Origin of the sequence: Streptococcus sp. HMSC070B10, assembly GCF_001808665.1 — a bacterium.
GTDB lineage: Bacteria > Bacillota > Bacilli > Lactobacillales > Streptococcaceae > Streptococcus.
Window position 1 is genome coordinate 489,061 of sequence record NZ_KV794152.1, and the last position, 22,903, is coordinate 511,963.

The 22,903-nt window shown below is 36.1% G+C and carries 20 protein-coding genes and 6 pseudogenes; 1 reads left to right on the forward strand and 25 read right to left on the reverse strand.

Going from position 1 to position 22,903, the window contains the following annotated elements:
* Positions 1-2 precede the first annotated feature (2 nt).
* From HMPREF2613_RS04000 to HMPREF2613_RS10895, 12 genes and pseudogenes are all read right to left on the reverse strand, one after another.
* Positions 3-881: a sensor histidine kinase gene (locus tag HMPREF2613_RS04000; RefSeq protein ID WP_070479152.1), complete on the reverse strand. Its 879-nt coding sequence runs from the start codon at positions 879-881 to the stop codon at positions 3-5.
* Positions 878-1,579, reverse strand: a complete 702-nt coding sequence (locus tag HMPREF2613_RS04005) for a response regulator transcription factor (RefSeq protein WP_070479155.1) — start codon at positions 1,577-1,579, stop codon at positions 878-880. The genes HMPREF2613_RS04000 and HMPREF2613_RS04005 overlap by 4 nt, the downstream gene beginning before the upstream one ends.
* A 189-nt stretch (positions 1,580-1,768) precedes the next feature.
* Entirely contained in the window at positions 1,769-2,644 is an 876-nt protein-coding gene (gene aguB / locus HMPREF2613_RS04010; protein WP_070479157.1) for an N-carbamoylputrescine amidase, read from the reverse strand.
* A gap of 9 nt (positions 2,645-2,653) precedes the next feature.
* A complete protein-coding gene (aguA, locus tag HMPREF2613_RS04015; RefSeq protein WP_070479160.1) occupies positions 2,654-3,739 on the reverse strand; it encodes an agmatine deiminase in 1,086 nt (361 codons plus the stop codon).
* On the reverse strand, positions 3,736-4,863 hold the full coding sequence (nspC, locus tag HMPREF2613_RS04020) for a carboxynorspermidine decarboxylase (protein ID WP_070479162.1): 1,128 nt from the start codon (positions 4,861-4,863) through the stop codon (positions 3,736-3,738). Before nspC ends, aguA begins: the two co-directional genes overlap by 4 nt.
* Positions 4,863-6,122 (reverse strand): saccharopine dehydrogenase family protein, encoded by a 1,260-nt coding sequence (locus HMPREF2613_RS04025; RefSeq protein ID WP_070479165.1) that lies wholly within the window; start codon positions 6,120-6,122, stop codon positions 4,863-4,865. Before HMPREF2613_RS04025 ends, nspC begins: the two co-directional genes overlap by 1 nt.
* On the reverse strand, positions 6,119-6,979 hold the full coding sequence (gene speE, locus HMPREF2613_RS04030) for a polyamine aminopropyltransferase (RefSeq protein WP_000366713.1): 861 nt from the start codon (positions 6,977-6,979) through the stop codon (positions 6,119-6,121). The genes HMPREF2613_RS04025 and speE overlap by 4 nt, the downstream gene beginning before the upstream one ends.
* Positions 6,980-8,440, reverse strand: a complete 1,461-nt coding sequence (locus tag HMPREF2613_RS04035; protein ID WP_070479168.1) for an aminotransferase class I/II-fold pyridoxal phosphate-dependent enzyme — start codon at positions 8,438-8,440, stop codon at positions 6,980-6,982.
* A 569-nt stretch (positions 8,441-9,009) separates the two neighbouring features.
* Positions 9,010-9,126 (reverse strand): annotated as a pseudogene (locus HMPREF2613_RS11275) (type II toxin-antitoxin system death-on-curing family toxin); the annotation flags it as partial.
* A 1-nt stretch (position 9,127) separates the two neighbouring features.
* Positions 9,128-9,844, reverse strand: coding sequence for an alpha/beta hydrolase (locus HMPREF2613_RS04040; protein ID WP_070479170.1), 717 nt, complete (start codon positions 9,842-9,844; stop codon positions 9,128-9,130).
* Positions 9,845-9,847: 3 nt separating this feature from the next.
* Positions 9,848-10,159: a hypothetical protein gene (locus tag HMPREF2613_RS04045; protein ID WP_000420556.1), complete on the reverse strand. Its 312-nt coding sequence runs from the start codon at positions 10,157-10,159 to the stop codon at positions 9,848-9,850.
* Positions 10,160-10,268: 109 nt separating this feature from the next.
* Positions 10,269-10,355: pseudogene (locus tag HMPREF2613_RS10895) on the reverse strand (neopullulanase); the annotation flags it as partial.
* Positions 10,356-10,459: 104 nt separating this feature from the next.
* Between HMPREF2613_RS10895 and HMPREF2613_RS10900 the strand changes: the two are divergent.
* Positions 10,460-11,476: pseudogene (locus HMPREF2613_RS10900) on the forward strand (IS30 family transposase).
* Positions 11,477-11,512: 36 nt separating this feature from the next.
* Here HMPREF2613_RS10900 and HMPREF2613_RS04065 read toward each other — a convergent pair.
* The 13 genes and pseudogenes from HMPREF2613_RS04065 to HMPREF2613_RS10920 all read right to left on the reverse strand — a co-directional run.
* On the reverse strand, positions 11,513-13,582 hold the full coding sequence (locus HMPREF2613_RS04065; RefSeq protein WP_186822070.1) for a DUF262 domain-containing protein: 2,070 nt from the start codon (positions 13,580-13,582) through the stop codon (positions 11,513-11,515).
* A 2-nt stretch (positions 13,583-13,584) separates the two neighbouring features.
* Positions 13,585-15,111 (reverse strand): DUF262 domain-containing protein, encoded by a 1,527-nt coding sequence (locus HMPREF2613_RS04070; RefSeq protein ID WP_070479180.1) that lies wholly within the window; start codon positions 15,109-15,111, stop codon positions 13,585-13,587.
* A 128-nt stretch (positions 15,112-15,239) separates the two neighbouring features.
* Positions 15,240-15,410: pseudogene (locus tag HMPREF2613_RS10905) on the reverse strand (WYL domain-containing protein); the annotation flags it as partial.
* Positions 15,411-15,415: 5 nt separating this feature from the next.
* A pseudogene (locus HMPREF2613_RS04075) lies at positions 15,416-15,942 on the reverse strand (type II CAAX prenyl endopeptidase Rce1 family protein); the annotation flags it as partial.
* A 73-nt stretch (positions 15,943-16,015) separates the two neighbouring features.
* Positions 16,016-16,865 (reverse strand): annotated as a pseudogene (locus HMPREF2613_RS10910) (IS630 family transposase).
* A gap of 80 nt (positions 16,866-16,945) precedes the next feature.
* Positions 16,946-17,437 (reverse strand): phosphoribosylanthranilate isomerase, encoded by a 492-nt coding sequence (locus tag HMPREF2613_RS04095; protein WP_070479183.1) that lies wholly within the window; start codon positions 17,435-17,437, stop codon positions 16,946-16,948.
* A gap of 63 nt (positions 17,438-17,500) precedes the next feature.
* Positions 17,501-18,382, reverse strand: a complete 882-nt coding sequence (locus tag HMPREF2613_RS04100; protein ID WP_070479185.1) for a diacylglycerol/lipid kinase family protein — start codon at positions 18,380-18,382, stop codon at positions 17,501-17,503.
* A gap of 234 nt (positions 18,383-18,616) precedes the next feature.
* Positions 18,617-19,579 (reverse strand): hypothetical protein, encoded by a 963-nt coding sequence (locus HMPREF2613_RS11725; RefSeq protein WP_261673961.1) that lies wholly within the window; start codon positions 19,577-19,579, stop codon positions 18,617-18,619.
* A 220-nt stretch (positions 19,580-19,799) separates the two neighbouring features.
* A complete protein-coding gene (locus HMPREF2613_RS04110) occupies positions 19,800-20,426 on the reverse strand; it encodes an SAP domain-containing protein (RefSeq protein ID WP_070479187.1) in 627 nt (208 codons plus the stop codon).
* 104 nt (positions 20,427-20,530) lie between these two features.
* Complete coding sequence (locus HMPREF2613_RS10915; protein ID WP_024058058.1) at positions 20,531-20,659, reverse strand: ADP-ribosylglycohydrolase; 129 nt, start codon at positions 20,657-20,659, stop codon at positions 20,531-20,533.
* An 11-nt stretch (positions 20,660-20,670) separates the two neighbouring features.
* Complete coding sequence (locus HMPREF2613_RS04115) at positions 20,671-21,477, reverse strand: alpha/beta hydrolase (RefSeq protein WP_049515265.1); 807 nt, start codon at positions 21,475-21,477, stop codon at positions 20,671-20,673.
* A gap of 197 nt (positions 21,478-21,674) precedes the next feature.
* Entirely contained in the window at positions 21,675-22,295 is a 621-nt protein-coding gene (locus HMPREF2613_RS04120; protein ID WP_261673962.1) for an RpiB/LacA/LacB family sugar-phosphate isomerase, read from the reverse strand.
* A gap of 351 nt (positions 22,296-22,646) precedes the next feature.
* A partial coding sequence (locus HMPREF2613_RS10920) for a CPBP family glutamic-type intramembrane protease (protein ID WP_148129933.1) occupies positions 22,647-22,903 on the reverse strand: 257 nt, incomplete at its 5' end.

Sequence of the window (22,903 nt, forward strand, 5' to 3'; positions counted from 1 at the left end):
TGTTAAAAATAAATAAAAACCGACAACCATTGTCCATCTGTGCTTAGTTTCATCTCTGCACCGAGAAGATGGCATAATTCCTCAGTGATATAAAGGCCTAAACCAGATGATTCTTCAGTATCAGATAGATTTTCAGAATAAAAACGGTTGCTGAGCTTTTCTATTTTTTTAATGGGCTGTTTGACAAGGTTTGCAATCTCTAAGACAAACTGTTCCTTTTCCTTTCTCAAAGATAGACGTGCTTCTTCCTTGCCATGTTTGAGGACATTTCCAAGCAGATTTTGTAAAATTCGATCCAACAAGTCTTCATCAGTCCTCATTTTCAGACCAGCTTCAACCTTAAAATCAAGCGTGATACTTGCCGCCAGAAAAACATCATAATAAGCCAGAGTTTTTTTGGTGATAAAAGCTGAAAAATCCACTTCTTCCAGTTTTGGTTTGACAGCTCCTTCCATCAAACGACGATATTCTAGGAGTGCCTCCAAACGTTTGGAAACTAAATCAAGATGCTGGGCGATTTTTTGTAAGGTTTCTGCTTTATCTTCAGGAGACTTTATCAATTGTTGGGTGTAGCCTGACGCGATAGTCAGAGGGGTCCGAATATCATGGGCAATATTGCTGATGGCCATATCCAGAGTGTGCTTTTCCCTTTTCATCACCAACCGAGATTGTTCCACTTCTTGAAATAGATTTTCAATTTGCTGGTAGAGATGTAAAAAATGTTTGGAAAAAATGCTGATTCCGACTCTTTTCATACTACCTGTGAGAATCTTGTCTTCAATCTGTTGACTCAAGTTTTTAAGTGCTAAATGGTAGCGAATTAATGCAATCGATAAAATAATTAGGAGTACTAGTAGGACAAAAATTATCATGTAGGTCATTGCTTGTCTCCTTTTAATCTTACCCCAACGCCCCAGATGGTTTCAATATATTCTTGATTTGGGTCAAGCTGGTTTAATTTTTTACGAAGATTACTCAAATGCGTATTGAGAGTATTATCTCCAGGTAGGTAGCTATCCTCCCAGACCAATTCATAAAGTTCTTCCTTGGTGAAAATTTTCTTTGGATATTTAAGGAGAGTTTGGAGAATCAAGCATTCTTTCTTGGCAAGGCGAATCGTTTCCTGACTATTTTTGATTTCAAAACTTTCGGCATCAAACTGGATATTTTTCAAGTTTTGTGGCAGATTTTCAGTGTTTCCTATTTCCATAGGCTGTTTTTCTGCACTTTGGCGTAATTGAACAGTAACTCTGGCAAAGACTTCGTCCAAATCAAAAGGTTTGACTATGTAATCATTTGCACCGTCTAAGAGGTATTGACTGATTAACTTCTTATCGCTCAAAGCTGTTAGCATAATGACTGGAGTTTGACTTTGTTCCCTGATGGCTTTTAAAATCTGATCCCCATTTTTCCCAGGAAGCATGATATCTAGCAAAACGAGGTCAATCCCACCTTGGTCAAAAAGCATGATTCCTTCTGTACCAGAAAAGGCTTGAATCACCTCATGCTTCTTAGTAAGAAGTGTTCGCAAAATCTCTTGAATGTCACTATTGTCTTCAATAACTAATATCCTAGCCATAAATACCAACCTTTCTGCAACTATTATAGCATGTTTTATTGATAAAGCTTAAACAGAAAAGCTCCTCGCATCAAAGCGCGAGAAAGCCTTAGAGGGTTAAAATATAAAATCCACTTGCTAGATGACCTAGTATCTTATAGTTGCTAGTGAAAACTAATCTAGCAGAATGAATCTCTTATTTCTCCCCTACTAGTCCGTAATACGTTGATACATTTCGGGTCTTCTATCACGAAACAAGCCCCAGTTTAGGCGTTCGCTTGCTCCCTTGTCTAGGTCATAAGTTGCTAACAGAACAGCTTCTCCTTGTCTTTCAGCTTGCTCTAGAATAGCTCCTGTTTCATCCGTTATAAAGGATGAACCGTAGAAGTCAAGACTGGAACTTTGTCCACCATTTTCCTCATTTGGAGTGACTTCTTCTAATCCATAACGATTGGCTGCAATAACTGGAACAATATTTGCTGCTGCGTGTCCTTGCATGGTACGTTGCCAATGGCCACAACTATCTGTATCCAAAATTGGCTCTGAACCGATAGCTGTAGGATAAAAGAGCAATTCAGCACCATTTAACGCAAGACAGCGCGCTGTTTCAGGGAACCATTGATCCCAACAGATACCGACCCCAATCTTAGCATAGCGAGTATCCCAGACCTTGAAACCAGTGTTGCCGGGCGTAAAATAAAATTTCTCTTGATAGTAATGGTCGTCTGGTATGTGAGTCTTCCGATAAACGCCCAGCACTTCCCCATCTGCATCAATAACGGCAATAGAGTTATACAAGACATTACCATCTTTTTCATAGAAACTGATCGGTAAAACGACCTGTAGTTCCTTAGCAAGCACTTTAAAATGCTGAATGGCAGTATTTTCTGCTACAGATTGGGCATGTTGGTAGTAGTCATACTGACGTTCCTGACAAAAGTATGGACGTTCAAACAACTCAGGCAAGAGAATAATTTGGGCTCCTTGCTCAGCAGCCTGACGGACTAAATGCTCTGCAGTTTGGATATTTGTTGCCACATCCTTAGCGCATTGCATCTGAATGGCTGCAACTCTTACATTTCTCATCTTTTTCTCCTATTCTGGGATTTGTTGGGTGATACAGTGGATATTGCCACCACCTAAGAGAATATCTCTGGCTGGAATTCCGACAACTTTACGGTCTGGGAAACACTTACTGAGGATATCTAAGGCTACTTGGTCGTTTACATCCTCAAACTGTGGAACCAAAACAGCCTTGTTGGCAATATAGAAATTGACATAGGAAGCAGCAAGCCTTTCACCTGCGTATCGCTCTTCTTCTCCTTCTTTATAGATGTAGCCTGGCAAATCCTCTTCTGTCACAACTTGACGAACTGCAGGGATAGGCAATTTATGAATGGTGAAGTGACGACCTTTTGCATCTGTTTCTTGCTCTAAGAGTTCGAGATCCGCTTTTGACATGGCATACTGAGGATCACTTTCGTCGTCCGTCCAAGCCAAGACAAGCTCTGCAGGACCAACAAAGGCAGCAACATTGTCAACGTGTTCATTGGTTTCATCCTGATAAATACCATACGGAAGCCAGATAACTTTTTCAGCTCCAAGGCACTCTAATAAGGTATTTTCGATTTCCTCTTTACTTAGATGAGGATTGCGACCGGGACTGAGTAAGCAACTTTCAGTTACGAGAATGGTTCCTTGACCATCGCTATGGATTGCTCCGCCTTCAAGGACGAAAGGCTTAGCATCATAAACAGGCATTTCCAAGGCCTCAGCAAAACGACTGGCTACTTGGTCATCATCTTCATAATCTTGATAAAGACCATCAACAGCACCACCCCAAGCATTGAAAGACCAGTCTACTGCCAACTTTTCCCTTTTATCATTGAGGAGAATGGTTGGGCCAGTATCACGCGCCCAGGCATCATTGGTGGAAATGTCTAAATAAACAACGCTATCTCCAAGGTAGTCTTGGGCTTCAGCTAAGTAGTCTTGGTCCACCAAAAGATAGACTCTTTCCCCTTCTGCAATGGTTTTTATAATCTGGTTAAATGCTGCTTTAGCAGCTTTTCCTTGAAAAGGCCATGATCCTGGTCGAGTCGGCCATATCATGAGGGTACCATGATGGGGTTCATACTCTGCTGGCATGCGATAGCCTAATTTTTTGGGACTGTCCATCATGATAATCTCCCTTTAAAATCTTGATAGCCAAAGGATTTGACTAAGCTGCAGTCTCCCTGTTCGTCCATGAGATAGAGACTTGGCAATCCAATACCATTAAAGGTATTATTTTTAACAAATGAGTAAATAGCCATGTCTTCGAAATAAAGTCTATCTCCAATTTCAACTGGATTTTCAAAGCTATAATCACCAATCACATCGCCCGTCAGACAAGTATTGGAAGAAAGTCTATAAGTATGGGCTTTTTCCTGTGCCTCAAAGCCATTTCTCAAAGGTGGGCGATAGGGCATCTCAAGTACATCAGGCATATGGCAGGTCGCGGAGGCATCTAAAACCAAGATTTCCATGCCGTTTTCTACAATATCCAATACTTCAGTTGCTAGATAACCTGCATTGAGCGCAATGGCTTCACCCGGCTCAATATAGACTTCAAGATTGTAAGTTTCTCGGATACGCTTGATTTCAGAAATCAGCAAATCTACATCGTAGTCTTCTCTGGTGATGTGGTGTCCACCACCCATATTGAGCCATTTAACTTGATGCAAATAGGATCCAAACTGCGCTTCTACTGCTTTCAAGGTTGTCTCTAAATCATCTGAACCTTGCTCACAAAGGGTATGAAAATGAAGACCGTCCACTAAATCCAACAAATCACTTGGTATCTTGTCTAGAGTAACTCCAAAACGAGATCCAGGTGCACAAGGGTCATAGAGCGCGTGATCTCCTTGAGTTGAACACTGAGGATTGAGACGTAAACCGACACTAATACCAGTCTCTCGACAACGAGCCCCATGCTTACGCAACTGTCTCTCCGAGTTAAAGACGATATGGTCCGTTATCTCAAGCAATTCCTCCAAGTCCGTATCCTTGAAAGCAGGCGCAAAGACATGGACTTCCCCCGTAAATTCTTCTCTAGCCAGCTTCGCTTCATAGAGTCCACTAGCTGTCGTACCAGATAGGTACTGGCTAATCATGGGATAGGTTTTATAAAGAGAATATGCCTTCTGGGCAAGCAAAACCTTGCAACCTGCTTCTTCTTGAACATATTGTAGAATGCGGCAATTGGCTTCTAACTTTGCCAAGTCAATGACGTAAGCTGGTGTTGGTACTTGTCCTAACTTCATCAGTCCACCATTTGTGGATTTTCAACCACAACCCAAGGTAAACCATACTCATTCAAAGCTTCCATGAATGGATCTGGATCCAATTCTTCAAGATTGTAAACTCCAGGTTGTTTCCAAGTACCGTTCATAACCAATTTTGTCCCAATCATAGCTGGAACACCAGTCGTGTAAGAAATGGCTTGTGAACCAACTTCTGCGTAACATTCCTGATGGTCGCAAACATTATAGATGTAAATGGTCTTTTCAACACCATCTTTGACACCTGTAAAGATACAGCCGATATTGGTTTTTCCAACTGTACGTGGGCCAAGGCTGGCAGGATCTGGAAGCAAGGCTTTCAAAAATTGGATTGGTACAATTTCTTGACCGTTAAAGTTAATGGTATCCGTACGAAGGAGACCAACGTTTTCCAAGCATTTCATGTGCGTTAGATAAGATTGACCAAAGGTCATAAAGAATCGAATACGTTTAACACCTGGAATATTTTTGGCTAATGATTCGATTTCTTCGTGGTGAAGGAGATACATGTCTTTTTGTCCGACATGAGGGAAATCGTACTCACGCTTGATAGACATAGCCTCGACCTCAACCCACTTACCATCTTCCCAGTAAGAACCTGGCGCAGAAACCTCGCGTAGATTGATTTCTGGGTTGAAGTTAGTCGCAAACGGATAACCGTGGTCACCACCATTACAGTCTAAAATGTCGATATAGTGGATTTCATCAAAATAGTGTTTAAGGGCGTAAGCTGAAAAAACGCTGGTTACACCTGGGTCAAAGCCAGATCCAAGCAGAGCAGTCAAGCCTGCCTCTTTGAATTTCTCCTGATAAGCCCATTGCCATGAGTAGTCAAAGTAGGCTGTAAAACCAAGTTCCTTACAACGTTTCTCATAGATGGCACGCCACTCAGGATCTTCTGTATCCTCTGCCTCGTAGTTAGCTGTGTCGATATAGTGGACACCTGTTGCCAAACAAGCATCCATAATGGTCAAGTCTTGGTATGGTAGAGCTACGTTCAAAACTGCTTCTGGTTTGTATCTTTCAATTAGGGCAATGACTTCTTCGACATTATCTGCATCAAGAGCAGCTGTCTCAATCTTTGTACTTGTTTTGTCTTCTAATTTAGCCTTCAAGTCATCACATTTTGACTTAGTACGGCTAGCAATCATAATCTCTGTAAAGGTTTCGCTATCTTGGCAAATCTTTGAAATAGCAACTTGGGCAACGCCCCCACATCCAATAACTAATAAACGACTCATTTTTTTCCTTCCTCTTCTTCTAAAATGTCCTCAACATACTTGGGCAACATAAAGGCTCCTACGTGTAAGTTTGCAGTGTAGTATTCTGTGAAAAGCTGGCGTTTTTTCCAGCCTTCCTTGTCAAAATCTTTGACAGGGTGGTATTTTTTCGATGCAAATCCAAACAACCAATAGCCAGCTGGACTGGTTGGGATGTGGGCCTGATAGACCCGACTAATTGGAAAGGCTTGATTAACTTTGCGATGCATGCTTCGGCAAGCTGACTCATCCTCGTCAAAGAAGGGACTCCCATGCTGATAGATCATGATACCATCTTCCTTTAGAGCTCGATAACTATTGCCGTAAAATTCTTTGGTAAAGAGACCTTCCGTATGTCCAAAGGGATCTGTCGCATCGTTGATGATAATATCGTAGTCATCTTCACAGTTTCTCAAAAATCTCAGTCCATTTTGGTAGTAAATGGTAACACGAGGATCATCTAGCCCTGCAGCAAAATCAGGGAAATACTCACGACAAACCTCAACTAGCATCTCATCTGGTTCCACAATATCGATTTGCTCCAGTTCAGGATAGAGTGTTAATACTTGGGCAACACCTCCGTCGCCACCTCCTATTACCAAAACTTTCTTGGGATTTGGGTGGACAGCCATGGGAACGTGGACTGTCATTTCGTTGTAGACAAAATCATCCGCATCTGAAAACAAGACATGCCCATTTAAAATCAGTATTTTCCCAAAAGCTGGCGTATCTAAGACTTCAATATCCTGCCATTCACTTTTTCCAGCGTAGAGTTGCTTGGCTGTTCTCAGGGACAATTTCACATCTGGAGTATGAACTTCAGAAAACCATAAATCCATCTAGTTCTCCTTTCTCTTAATGACGTTGATGTGATTGACCTCTGGGTCTTCCGTCCCTTGGAGGGAGCAACCACGTTCCTTGGCAAATTGGATATAGTCTACAATTTCACGTGTAATGCGTTCTCCAGGAGCCAAGATAGGAATCCCTGGAGGATAGCACATGACAAATTCCCCACAGACTTGTCCAACAGACTCATCCAAAGTTAAACTTTTTCTCTCTGAATAGAAGGCTTCTTGTGGAGACAGCACTAACTCGGGCTGGATATATTCTCCAGCTATCAAATCTTTTCCATCTCTCGAGTAGAGTCTCTTGATATCAGCTAAAGCACCAACTAAGCGCTCGATGTCTTGGATGCGGTCACCAATCGAAATATAGGCCAAGATATTACCAATATCACCAAACTCAATCTGAATGTCGTATTCATCGCGCAGGAGGTCATAAACCTCGATACCTGTTAAGCCAATACCCTGAGTGTAAACTGACAACTTGGTTACATCAAAATCACAGACAGATACACCGTCTATCAACTCTTTTGAGTAGGCATAGTAACCTCCGATAGCATTGATTTCACGGCGGGCATACTCGGATAGTTCAATAACTTTCTCAAACGATTCTTTACCACGAAGGGCCAAGTTGCGACGTGAAATATCCAGACTGGCCATCAACAAGTAAGAGGCAGATGTTGACTGGGTAAGGTTGATTATCTGACGTACGTATTCAGGATTCATCTGCTCCCCGATTAAAAGAAGCGAACTTTGGGTTAAACTCCCACCAGACTTATGCATGGAAACTGCTGCCATATCAGCCCCTTCATCCATGGCAGAAATTGGAAGTTTATCAGTAAAATGTAAGTGCGCTCCGTGGGCTTCATCTACTAAAACCATCATGCCAGCTTCATGAGCCATTTCTGTCAAACCCTTTAGATCTGAACAGATGCCGTAGTAAGTAGGATTGTTAATCAAAATGGCCTTGGCATCTGGATGGTCCTTTATGGCCTGTGCTACTCGGTCATTTTCAAGACCTAAAGCGATACCAATCTTAGGATCTACACTCATCTCGATATAGATGGGAATGGCACCACATAGAACCAGTGCATTAATAGCAGATTTGTGGACATTTCTCGGCAGAATAATCTTATCCCCTGCCTTGCAGGTGGACAGAATCATAGTCTGCACCGATGAAGTTGTTCCACCAATCATGAGAAAGGCATGGCTAGCTCCAAAAGCATCCGCCGCCAGCTCCTCTGCATCCCGAATAATCGAAATAGGGTGACCAAGATTATCCAAGGGTTTCATCGAATTGACATCAATGCCAACACATTTTTCACCCAACAGTTCGACAAGTTCTGGATTTCCCCGTCCACGCTTGTGACCTGGAACATCAAAGGGAACAATCCGTTTCTTGCGTAACTTCACCAAGGCCTCATAAATTGGGGCTTGGTTTTGATCTAACTCTTTCAAGACATACTCCTTTCAATATTTTTAGGACCTTATGAAAACTAAGGAACTAAAGGTTGACTCATGAAAAAAGAGCAGGTTTTCACCTGCTCTGCAATCTTCTGACGTTTTTATGTTTGTTTCTGTTGAGTATGTCTGTTCCCGATGTTTCCTAACTCTCTAGTAGCAAATATTACGTACTTTATTGATCGTTTCACAAGATGACGTGTGCTTTCACCACACTAGAAATTTATGAATTAGGACAAGTGTCCTAACATCAACTTATAAAAGTAGGCTTTTAACCCTATCAATAATGTGGTTTTTCAACCACGCTTCGGCATTCAACCCTGCCTGTCCGTAGGCATTTTTTACTCGGGTTTATATTTGCTAGAAAACATCATCTCATTTTCTAAGCTTTATTACTATATCATACTTCCAACACTCTGTAAAGTACTTTTTTGAAAAAATATCTATTTTTGTTCGGAAAAATAATATTTTATATAGGTTTGAATAAGTTGTATAATGTGAAAGCGGATATAAAAAGAACTAGTCCACTAGTTCTTTAAAATGTATCTTAACGAATCTTGTGATTATTTAATGGTAACAGAAAAACGATAGCCATTTAATTGTATAAATTTCACCAAAACGAATAAAGCAGTTCGTTTATTAGCATTGGCAAAAACATGCTTTTTTTCAAGCAATACAAGTAGCTCATTGAGAATAAGCGAGCCACTCATTAATCAGACTAGCGACTTCTCTAGGTGCTTCAGTATAAAGCTCATGGCCAAAGTTCTCTAGAAAAATAGTATCAAAATAGTCTGGCAATTCTTTTAAGGCTTCCTCTCTCCATGTAGCTTCATTAGAATAGCGAGGACTGATAAACAAAGCATCTCCCACTTCTCTCTTAAAAGCTTGTATTTTCCTCCGTAGGCGGAGGATCGCTTCTATATTTTCATAATTTATAGCCAACTCATATCTATTATACTTCGCATTCCAGTGATAGGACTGTCTTACAGCTTTCTCCATATTTTCTGACCAATGCTTTGCTTCAGATTTTTCTTTAGAAATAAGAACATCTAAGTCCGAAACGACTTGAGATTCAATATAGTTTTTAGTTTCCTCTAACTCTGTATCTAAAGGTAAAATCTTATCTAAATCTAGATAGCCACCATCCAAAAGAATCAGTTTTGTCACTTCATAAAATTCCGATGCAAGATAACGCGCCAAATCTCCTCCAAGAGAATGACCTATCAGACAGATAGATTCTTCCTCTACAATCTCATTTTTACACCATGATTTCAATTCTGTTTCATCTCGAAGATGCTTTTCATATGGATTTAGAAAATAAATCTGCGAATTTAGTTCTTGAAAAAAATCCTTGCTATGATAGACATTACTTCCCAGACCGCCAATAAAATATTTTTTCATTCTCTACTTAATACTATGCTTATTCATCTTTTGTTCAAAGATAGTCGTGATAATCTGACGTAATTCTTCGCGTTCTTTTTCTGGAATTTCACCACTTGTTTGAGCTGCAGCGTAGAGTTCAGGGTGTTCAATTGAAATGCGTTTAATAGTACGTGTCGTAGCATGTTTTCTGACGAAAAACGGAATTCGCTTAATCAAGTCTTGCGGTACTAGAGCAAGAATCTTCTCAGCAGTTTCCTTGTCACTAATCTTAGACGTCGTAAGCCCCTTCTTAATCATTTCCTGTTCTTTTTCTGTAAAATCTTTTAATTCCATTCGTTTATTCCTCCTATTTTCTCTATGTTAAATTATATATCATTTGTAGCAAGACGACAAATAGTCTGTTTGTAAAATCTTCTCTATACTACAACTTTCCTGTTGCTCTTTAATGAAAAATCACAAATCCTTTTGGAGAGATCACAAGTTGATTCTCCAATTCTTGGCAATTGCTTGCTAGTGCTACTGCTTCTGAAAGTTCTATAATGAAGTTAACCACCCAGCCCTCCTAAAAATTAGATGTTTCAACTAGCTTATAGCTACTTCTAGGCATAAGAAGACATCTCTGTGTTATACTTCTTGTTCAACCGCAAACACAAGAAAGGTACAGAGAGGCAAAAACATTATACTACAAAAGCCAAACATTTGACAATCTATAGCCGTCGCTTAATCGAAAGATGGAAAAATGAAGGGAAATCAAATAGAGAAATTGCCTCTCTACTTGGAAAAGCTCCTCAAACTATCCATACTGAAATAAAGCGTGGGACAGTCCTACAATGTATTGGAAAGAGGCGCTTTAAAGAGGTTTACTCTGCCGACTACGCTCAACAATCTTATGAAAGCAATCGCAAGCTCTCGATCAAGAAATCAAGCTGAACCAAGGAACTAAAGGAAAAGATTCTCCACTATTATAATCAAAAGTTTTCTCCTGAAATGATGGGCAAGGCCAAGGGCGTTAACGTGGGAATTTCTACCATCTACTACTGAATCCATCATGGAAAATTAGGATTGTCAAAACAGGATCTGCTCTATCCTAGAAAAGGAAAAGAGGTTAAAAAAGAGGCTAGCATCAACTTTAAACCTGCTGGTAAATCCATTGAACAGCGTCCTGAAGATATCAATCTTCGCTTTGAGAATGGGCATTATGAGATTGATACTGTTCTACTTACAAGACCGAAAAATTACTGTTTGCTTGTCTTGATTGACTGAAAGAGTAGACATCAAATCAGCCGATTGATTCCAAATAAAAGCGCAGATTCGGTCAATCAGGCTTTAAAACTCATCTTAAAACAGCATCAAATTCTTTCCATCACGGCAGATAACGGAACAGAATTCAACCGCTTGTCTGATGTGTTTTCTAAGGAACACATCTATTATGCGCACCCCTATGCCTCTTGGGAAAGGAGAACTAATGAGAATCACAATAGGCTCATTCGTAGATGGTTACCTAAAGGAACTAAGAAAACGACTCCTAAAGAAGTCGCTTTCATCGAAAATTAGATTAACAACTATCCTAAAAAATACTTGAACTACAAGTCACCCAGAGAAGACTTCTTGCTGGCTAACTTGAACTTGAAATTTAGCATTGCTCCTTAATAATTTTGTTGTATCGGAATTCATCACAATAAAATATTATTGGAGTTTGTTTCTCAAGTACTCAGCCACCTTCAAATAGGAAGCAGGAAATTCATTTAATTTATAATATTTTTCATCTTCATATTTCTTAAATTTGTAATGATCTTTATAGAATTTAACCTCATATAAATTCTGAACATGAAGAACCCTATCTAAAGTATCTAAACTAGGCTGACTTTCATAATCTGACTTAATGTTAAATTCCTTTAGTTTCTCTTGCAATGCTAATAAATGAATATCAGTATTTCTGCCTCTAGAATTTTTATTAGGAATTAGAAGCATTTCATCTGGTCTACCTGACACGTTAGGGGCTTTTAATCTATAATGTGAACGATTCATTTTACTGAACATTAACTTGTAGTACAAGATAAAAATATATCGCCAATCTTGCTCATCTATACTATTTATGTTTTCTTTTATTATCCTCTTATACTCTAACTCTAATGGTTTATTTATATCAATCGAATCTAGTATTTTTTTAACATATTGATTTTTAGAAGAAAATAATCGTTTTAAACTTGGTGTTCTTGAACTTTCATTAGGATCATCTTGGCAAAGTGTTTTATTGCCTTCTACATATAATGTATAGTCTCCAAAAGAAAGCAAAGCTGTCCTTAGCAATATGCCTTCTTTAGGTTTCGTAGCTTCAAACATAGCACTTATCTTATCCCAATAAGAACTGATTTTCGAGTATTTATCAGTTGTAGAATCAGAATCTTCAAAATAAAAGCTACTTCTAATTTGTCCACCAAAATAAACATGATTTTCCGCATTAAATATCACTTCTGATTGAGTTGGATCTTCTATAATTAATTTCGCCTTTTCTATCTCTTCGTTAACCTGTTCTATACTAAAACCTGTAATTTTATTATTTTGAGACAAATAATAGATAAGGTCTGAAAGATGGTTAATTTGCTCATTTATACCTCGAATAGCTCTCTCATAACGTTCTTGAGAGTTTATTTCAGAGTTATCTGTTAAGTTTCTAAAAATGCGGTACCAACTCTTAAACTTATCATCTAATACTGTCCCTGAATGAAATAAATACAAAGAAATGAAGTGAAAATAGACTCTATCTTTTATGCTCTTACTTGTGATAGCTTTTTCCAAAACTTGTGAAACCTTTGAGTTCTCATTTTCCGTTAAAAAGTCAAGTACTCTTGCAATCAATTCTATGTGTTCTAACTTAATATCTTCAAATAAAATATTAGTTGTCCAATTTTCACGTTGAGAATAATCTAGTGAATCTAAGTTATTAATCAGTGCAATTTCAAATAAATTTAAAAAGTTTATATCAAATCGGTTTTTATCAAATCTCCAAATAGTATCAGTCCATTTTGTATCAAGCTTAAGTGCTATATCGTTTGCTAACTTAGTGTCTAACTCATGTACTCTTGAAATAAATCTTGCTTTAAAATTTTCAAAATCCGTTAGAGGACGTCCTCTAGAGTTCAATTTAATGTATAGTTCATCCTCTGAACCTAAATCTTCGATATCAAGGAAATTGAAAGCAACTCTATAATTTGTTTCTAATGTTAATACCTCTGAATAGTTGTATTGAAAATCAAAAAAATCAGTTATCCCATCTAAGGTTACTAATGCTCCTTGAATAGTAGGATCTAATATCCACGAATCTGCAAACCATGCCGCATCTTTTATTATTTCAGACGGCTTCTCTTCGAGTTGAAAAATTGATTTTCTGTATTCAAATAAACTAGTGAAAAATTGCTTGGACGAATCTCTTGTTTCATAGGAAAAATTGCTAAGAAAATCACAAGAATCACTATCTCTAAAGGCAAAAAGGTATACTAAAAACAAAGTAGTAAGTCGCTGCTGACCATCTAGTGGTATAAAATTCCCATTATGTGATTTCCCATAAATAAAATTAAGATCTAAAGTTGGCACTTCACTGTTAATTAAAGCAGAATTTATATCAATTAATAATTGTTTTCTGACCTCAGTAGTTCTTAAATCTTTCCTACCTTGCGCATAATCGCGTTGAATTAGTGGAATTACAATGCGATAACTTTCTAAAAGAGACTTTAAGTCATATTTATCATCAACCATACTCATATTTTCTCCCCGTCATTGCCAAAGAATTTATTAAATTCAAGCTTCATTGCCTTAATGTAATCAGTTTTATCATTGTCTGACCAAACCTCAAAATTTTCAATTTCACCACTATACACTTTCAAAAATATATTTCTAGTACAAACTGGAACAAAACGACCTTTAGCATCCACATCTATAATAATTTTCCTTTTTTGTTCAAATGGACTATCTCGATATGAGCGATTTGTTTTAGCGTCTAGTAAAGTTAGATTCCCTAAGCCATCATCAGATTCTGCCGTTTCATCAGCTTTAGCATGAATATGCTCAATGTCCCACTTTTGAGTTTTATAAATATCAAACGGAAAACGATACTGTTTCTCACTTTTATTTATCAAAGTAACTAAGTTAAATAGTAGTAATACATTTTTAATTCTTTTATCTCCGTATACTAATTCGCCTAGCGAATCAATTTCAGGAATAGTATCAAATGCTAATTTTTTTAACTCATCGAAAGCTTCTGATTTTTTCTTGTCTCTTGTCGCCTTAAATACTCTATCTAGATTTTTACTATCTAAAGAAAGTAGATAACCAATTAAATGATATTTATCTAAATCTAAGTACCAATTATTTAATTCTTCAAATAGTATTTGAACTTTTGACCAAAAATCTGATATAAACTCTGATTTATTTTCTGCCCTCTTGTATTCTTCATATAATGAATAGAAGGTGGAGTATTTGTCAACTCTATATACCTCAGAATTCCCAAGTATAAGTAAATTGAAAAGAAAATCTATTTTAGTATCATAAACTTCATTATTAGTCAAAAACTGCCAAAAAGAATCCTGTTGAAGTCTATGTTCTATTTGATTCCATGCAATAGAACGATGTATTCTATCACTCTCATCTCCTATTTTATAATTATTTTTGTCAAGTACCAAAGCTTTAATCAGTTCAGCATTTGTTAACGGTATTTTACCAATATTAACTTTGGTAAAAATCTTTATAGGGTCTTCAGATTCATCAATTTCATACCAAATAAAAAATACATTTTCTGTAAGAATCTTGTAAATATCATTCAAAGCATTATTTGAGTTTATTTCTTCGCGATCAAGCCATTTATCTATTGCTTCAAAGGCTTTACTGATGTGACTAGCATCAATGTCCATATTTTCGATTTCTTCATACGTATCAAAATTTAAATTCTTTAAATAGTTTCCACTCTCTTTTCGGGTTTCATACTCTAAATCAAAATAATCATATTGATTAGTTCTTCTACGACCATTATTAAATTCTGCAGACATAAATTTAAGAAATATATAAATACTAGTTAGTCTTTGCTGTCCATCAACAACATCGTAAGTGCCATCAGCAACTTTTTTTACGATTAATGGTTGTAGACAATATTTATACTCAGCGTTATGATTATAAAAATCATCTAATAAAGTTGTAACCTCATGTTCAGTCCACCTATAGCCTCTTTGATATGATGGAACGTTGAACTTAAGACCTCTTAAATCTTCAATTTTCTTCTCTAAAATTCCCATTTTTAATCACCTATTTCAATTATTTTCACTTTTAAGTTCTATAAACTATTAATATTATTATAACATAAATAATTAACCAAGATATCAATTTATCAAATGTTTTTCTAATTTTAGTCAATGTAATTTTCTTACATTCTCTTAATAATAGTTTTTACATCATCAATTAACGACTTTGGAGACAATACCCTTAAGGATTCCGCTTGACTCAACAACCATCTCTTCAACCCCGATGTATCTTGACTCACAAATTCAATAATATTACCATTTGATATTTTTTCAATAATTTTTGCTGTTGGGAATTAATCAACAACAAAGGAAATCCTTGATGACTTTCTCCAACTATAAACCATAAAGGCAGATGCCAAATCCCACAAATTAATCCTACAATCAAATTAGATTGCCAATAAGTATATTTTTTATCAAGTAACGGTTGTAATATACCTCTCCATCCTAATTCTTCATGTCCACCACCAAAAAAATTAGTTGTATAAAGAATAATGGCATCAGATAAATTGATACTCCATTTAATTCTAAGAAAGATACAGAAAATAGTATCAAAATTGCTAACAAATGAATAATGAAATAAATACTACTATTTTCTTTCTTACTAAATACAAAATATTTAAATTTTATATTATTCCTTTTCAAATAAAAGCCACTTGCAATAGCTGGTCCAAGTGCACCAACTATATGTAATATTCTCCCTATAAACGTATCTAATCCCAAAATATGAGATTGTGTACATAGGGCAAGAAGCCACCAAGCTATATAAGTAATTTCGAATGTACAATAAAGGTAATTTTTTAAATTCCTTTTATCAATTTCTGTCATTTTATCTTCCTAATCTTGATTATTCTACGTATAATATTTTTTTACTGCTTCTTAGTTGCTCTCGATTATATAGTCAATTGAAACAAGAACAAGACAAAAGATCTTCAAAAAAGTATTGCAACTTGGTAATACCTTTTTGAGTTGCTTTTTGATATGAGCCCATGTTTTCTCAATAGAATTGTACTCAGGTGAGTAGGGAGGAAGTGGTAAAAGTTTATTCCCAAATTCTTCACATAAGAGCTCTAGCTTACCCATTCTATGGAATCTTGCATTATCCATAATAATAACTGCTGGCTTGTTTAATGTTGATAAGAGAAACTTCTGAAACCAAGCTTCAAAAAAGTCGCTCGTCATCGTCTCTCCGTAAGTCATTGGAGCGATTAACTCACCATTTGTTAGCCCTGCAACCAAAGAAATCCTCTGATATCTTCTTCCAGATACTTTACCTCTTATTAATTGACCTTTTAATGAGCGACCATATTCTCGATAAAACTAAGTATCGAATCCTGTTTCATCAATATAAACAGGTGCTAAGTGCTTTAAACTATTAAAATTTTTCAGAAATAAGGCTACTTTTTCTGGGTCTTATTCATAGTAGGTGTGGTTCTTTTTTCGAGTGTACCCCATAGCTTTAAGAGCATAGTGAATGGTAGTTGGGTGACATCCGAATTCAGTAGCTATCTCAGTCAAATAAGCGTCTGGATTGTCAGTAAGATAGTTTTTGAGTCTATCTCTATCAACTTTTCTTGGTTTTGTTCCTTTTACTTGATGGTTTAGCTCTCCTGTTTTTTCTTTTAGCTTAAACCAGCCATAAATAGTATTACGTGAGATTTGGAAAACGTGTGATGCTTCTGTTATACTACCTGTTCGCTCACAATAGCCAAGAACTTTATTGAATATGCCATAAGAAGATTATAGCACATCATGTACTATTTTTGGTTCGGATTACTATATAAATAAAAAAGCAGCCAGCCTTACAACCAACTACTTTTCAAATGATGATTTACAACTGTCTTTCCAGCCACTCTATCTTTTTAAAATCCTTATTGTTATTGTGCTCATTTCGATAAGAATCTTGGGAAGAAGCCTTGTAAATACTTAAAAACTGTTCCAAACTTGGAACACGAAAAGTGATGTTTTCGAGATGAATCAACTCTATATCCGATTCTGAAACTCCTGCAAAATCAGGTAAAGAATCGATACTTCCGAATTCAACACTCAGACCATCTTTTTTGAATTCATGCTCATGAATATCTATTAAGGCATAGCCTAAGTGTTTCATCACTTTCATTATCTTGTCCCACTCATAAATTCTGAGTTGATCAGGTGCTTCCCAACCTCTAGGATCACCAGGCACATGAATGTCAATGTCAGACGGCCTCCATTCTTCATTTGATCTGTATTCAAACCCCAAAGACCCCATGAGCGTCGGTGTGATTCCTACTTGGTTTAAATGAGAACAAATTGTTCGAAATTCATCAAATAGAGAATTCATTCCTCCTCCAATCGTTGATATAGAACTTAATTTCGTTGTGAATAATAAACTAATTTTTACCTTCTACTCTTTCGGTTTTGAAAATACTTCTACTCGCTGAGCTAGGACTTTGATTTCTACAGGTAGGTTATCCGATTTATCGCCGTCAACATCTGACTCCAATTCACTATCTGAAGAGATCTTAATATTACGCGCTTTGATATACTCGATATTATCATTTGCAACAACATCCCCTTTTAGTAAATCAGGAATAACGGATAATTTAGAGAATATTGAAGCATCTTTCAGAATCAAAATATTAGCATAGCCGTCTTTGTTTTCTTCAAAGATTTTCTTATCAGCGAAGTAATTTGTCAAGAGAACCAAAACATGGCTAGCTTCACCAACATAATTTCCATTTTCTGTCTCAACCTTAATGTTAAAGACCTGATCCGTCATGACAGATTTCATGGTATTTACAGCATAGGCTAAAATACCGAATTTTGTCTTGTCCTCGATTTCGACATTGTGAATCGCCTCAGGCAGAGAACCGATACTAAAGATATAACCAAAATAGTTGTCATTTGCTTTTCCGATATCAATCTTATTGGTTAAATCAAAATCGAGTTCATCAATCGCGCCATCGATATCTTGATTGATTTCCAACAGTTTCGTAATGAGGTTACCCGTACCGCCTGGGATAATCCCTAACTTAGGAATGTAGTCTCTCTCAGCAATACCCGAAATGACTTCATTGACAGTCCCATCTCCACCAAAAACAACCACTGCATCGTACTGCTCACGAGAAGCTTCTTCAGCAAAATGTGTTGCATCCAGCGCTTTTTCGGTAATTTTGGTTTCTACGTGCTCAAAGTATTCTTTTGCTTTATTCTCCAGCTTTTCTTTGTAATCCAAAGCCTTCTCGCCACCAGAGGTAGGGTTGATAATTAACATTGCCTTTTTCATTGATAATACTCCTTAATTTTTAAATAGAAATGTTTACATTTCGTCGTATGTAATTAAATGTAACCCTATTATACAATGAAAATATAGAAAAGAGAAATATGACGTACTGAGGATTGATTCATAAAAACATAGACAAAGAGTTTACTAAGAATTTCAAGCATATAAAACATAGTTTAAGTAAAGATTAGCAGATTATATCAGACGAATAGCTCCAAAATATTGTCAGTTACCTATCTAAAATAAAGAAATCATTTTATTAATCTGTCCACCATTAAATCCAGCTCGCACGAAAACTTCTTTAATAATTTCTTTTACCTCGTCCTCCTCTTCTTTCTTCCAATCTCCATGAAATTTATTTTCAATTCGGTAACTTCTTTGAATAATCACTTTTACATGATTGATTAAAAATTCTTTTGCTAATTTATTATTATTTTTTTGAAGATTTTTCATATTCTCATTGTTTAGTGAAGAAATGTTTGGTATACAATTAGCTGTATTAAAATTTGGATCAGATTCTCGTACAATATACTTAATGTTTAAAGTATTCTTTTCAAAACAATCTTCAAAATAGTAATCAGTGATGAATTTGTTTAGATCTTCTCCCCAGCTTTCTTTAATCCAATCTCTCCAGTTTTGATTAGCATCAGGTGTATGACAGTCAATTATTGTATCCATTTTTAGAAGCCAGTTATCTCCCCCATGTGGTCCTGGTATAAAATTCCCAACTGTAGGCATCATATTTCCACACCAATAGTAAACAATAGCAAAAGCTTTAAAATAAGGTTCTAAACCATGTGGTATTTCTAAATCACCTTCTAATATCCCATCTTTTATTTCTTTACCACCTTTCAAGCTAGGTTCAACATTGGTAATTTTTTTATACGGAACAGTGATTGAAGTAAGGATGTCACCCGTAAGTGCAATACCTTTCGATTTATTGACAAGCAAATGAGCTCCCTTATATTTTGATTCTGATTTTTCTTTATATGCTTCAATCTCATTATATTTTTGGGCATCCATTAAATCATTATATTGATTAACTGAGTTTTGAAACTTAATAATCTCCCAATCATCTTCCTCATAAAAAGGATACTTCTTATAAAAATCCATTGCCTTTTTACGTACTTCAAATTCACAATTGACATTATCACTATCTTTAATATCTACTTTATTAATAAAATCAGTTACTTGTATCATAAAATATCCTCCATATTTTTTTATTATATAAATCCGTTTAAAAAGACAAATAGATTGTGTAAATTTACACTAGCTCACTACTTACTCAGTCTTCAGAAAAAATATCCTTGACTTGCTCAAAATCGCTTAAAATGATTGTAGCTTACTTTAAACTTAGATACTGCTTTAATTCAGCTAAGTCAACAGCAATCAAATCAAAAATATCAAAATGAGGTCACTTCTATTGAACTACCTTACCATACTCTTTTATTCTATCAGCATATTCAGTCAAAAGATTCTTTGAATAAATTTTTTCAGCTTTTGAATTTCTAACTTCTTTCCAAAGAATAGAAGCTACTTTTAACTTGTTTGAGTAATTACGACTATTTTCGTCTGCACAGAAATCCTTTAAAAATTGATTCCATTGACAAACTGAATGGTCATACTTGGCATAATCTGAATTTCCATAATAAACTTTTAGCATATCTTGGATTGTAAAACTCAAATCATTTTCTCTTTTTACTTTTCTCCAAGCTGTAGCCATATCAGCAGTAAATTTAAAGGGCGAAACATCTGTTAAAGTTGAGAAATATTCTCTAAAGTCTGCATTAAAGGAGAATCCACATTCAAGTAAGGGCGTATCTAAGGCAACGACTTCTACTTGTTTCTTTTTCCTTTTTATTGATGATTTTTTAATCAACTTCCCCTTAAAGTACTGCTCAATAATATGATTGAGTTCTTGTTTAGTACCCCTATATTCAAGCCCTAATGACTTGCATATCTGTGAAAGTTCATCACGGTACCAATAGTATTTTTTGAACTCATCAAAGGATGCGATTTTATCAAACTCAGGTCTGCTTTCTATCAATATAACACCTCCTTAAAACCAATTTAGGTTGTCATATCAAAATAATGGAGTTTTAGTTTCTTTATTTTGAGGATTAGCTACGTTTCACTAACAAGCTTACACATTCAACGGTTCGGACTTACCGTATCATCCGTGAAAAAACAATCCTCAAGAAATAAAGGAAAATCCTTCGTTTTGATATTGTTCCTTTCGTAAACAGAGCCGACAATATCTCCAATAATTGCTCCTAGCATAAGATACCTCTTTATGGCATATCGGATTCGTTACACATTTCTAATGAATCACTCTTTAAAAATGGCACCACCAAATCAATCCACTCATAAGGCAGGTAAGCTGATAAATAACCGTGGTTATACCCCTTTGCTTCATACCAAATTGTATTTGAATGTAGCTGATGAAATAATTTCGCTGATTCTTTCACACAGTTCAATTCTTTTTCACCATAGATATACAAAACCTGAGCCTTGCTAGCAGAAATCATATCTTTCAGCTTGTAACATCCCATATAGTTTTTGTAAATTGTCACCAATGTTTTGACAGGCGTCCTTGGCAAATCTTCCAAATAATAAGCTTTTATTTCCTCTGGATAAGCCAGTTTAGGATAGAGTTTGTTCATCATGCTTAACTGAAGTTTACAAGAGAATTTATTGAACATCAGTTTACCAAATAGAGACACTAGAAAGATGCTGATTTTAGCTAAACTTGGTTGAGGAATACAGAGGCTTCCATCTATGATGGCCTTCTCAGCAATTTCACTGTCTAAAGACAAAAGTTCCATGGCAATTTGACCACCAAGTGAAACACCACCAATCGCAAACAATTTCCCACCACAGTTTGCTTTGATATAGTCTAGAATCTCCAAAGCAGAATCTTCAGTAGAAACATAATCAAGTTGATATTCTTCGCCGTGGCCATTCAAGGTGGGTAGAATGACACGATACTCCACCGACAAGATCCGTGCTTGACGAAGATAATTCCACCAAGAACTGCCGCCACCGTGTATTAGTAAGATAGGAGGTAAATTCTTATCCCCAAATTCATGGAATTTCATGTTTAAACTCCTTACTGTAGGACTTTCATTAGCTAATTTTCCTTGTTCAATCAGCTCTTAAAAGCAGTACCACACACTCGACATAAAACGAGTGAACACTATGTATGCCAAGTGAACATGTATGTATGCGGGAACATGTCTATAAACCTTTTGACAATAGCATAAGGTTATCGTTAAAACGACAAACTGTGATTTACTCATTTCATTAAATCAGCTATTTCTTTCTTCCCATACGCCTTTACATTTTGAATTACATCCTGTTTCCTCTTAATTGATTCAAACAATGATATATCTAGTACATTTGCGAATTCTTCAAACTGAACCTGCCCGATTCTTCTTATTTCTTTAAGTTTCTCGGCATCTCTTACCTTTCTCTCTGCCTCGCTCTTGGGGTAGCCTTGCCCAAATGGCTCCGAGAAAAGAGCTTCTACGGTTCTTTCAAGATTTTCAGTACCTGACCATGTATAATCTTCACCTAATGGTAATGATATCGTATTTCCATTATTAATCTGAGCAAATAAATAGGCATCATTCGGTGTAGGTGCATACCCGCAAATGACATCAGGCATACTATTACAAGCAAGCATCATTCCTTGTCCGGAAGAACAGCCCGTAACAACGAAATCAACTGTCCTACTTGCCAACAAGATACCTACAAGAATAGAAATCTCTATATACGAATATTTTTCATTTTCTTCCATCGTACAGCCAAAATTTATAACCTCAGATTTCTTTGGAGCATACTTTAATACAGCATCATAGATTATTTGATTTTTAGTCGCTTGCGAACTTGCTTGAATAACTCCGATTCTCATCATTTCACCTACTACTTCTAATTTAATTATTTCTTTTTCTTTGGTTTGGGTGCCGGTAATTCATCATATATTGAATTGAACAAGCCTTTATTTTCTACACTTCATTTATTCACTGGTTGCAACTTTTGACATCAAAACTACCGCCTCCACATATGATAATATTTTTCTTTTATACTAACAAACAAAAGGCAGTAAAAATCATTTTAGAATGATACTGTGGAACGGAAAGATTTTCGCCACTTCAAAAGAAACGACATTCATCACTCTACTTTAAATTATAATAGATAATTCTCTAACATAGATCATCTAATTAGCAAATCGTTACTTTCAATAATGGATATCCTGATCTAAATTTTAAAATGTTGTTTCCTTACTAATTCTATTACTTGCTAATATCGTATAAATCAAATAACCAATAAAAATGATGATAAAAATAACATTAATTTTTAACACAAAATAGAGATTTAACAAATTTGCGAACGCATGAAATAATAGACAGTACCCCACAGATTTCGTTTGACGATAAAGAAGTCCTAAAACAAAACTTAAAAATAATGTATATATAAAAAATAAAATAAAAGGAAATCCTTGATGACTTTCTCCAACTATAA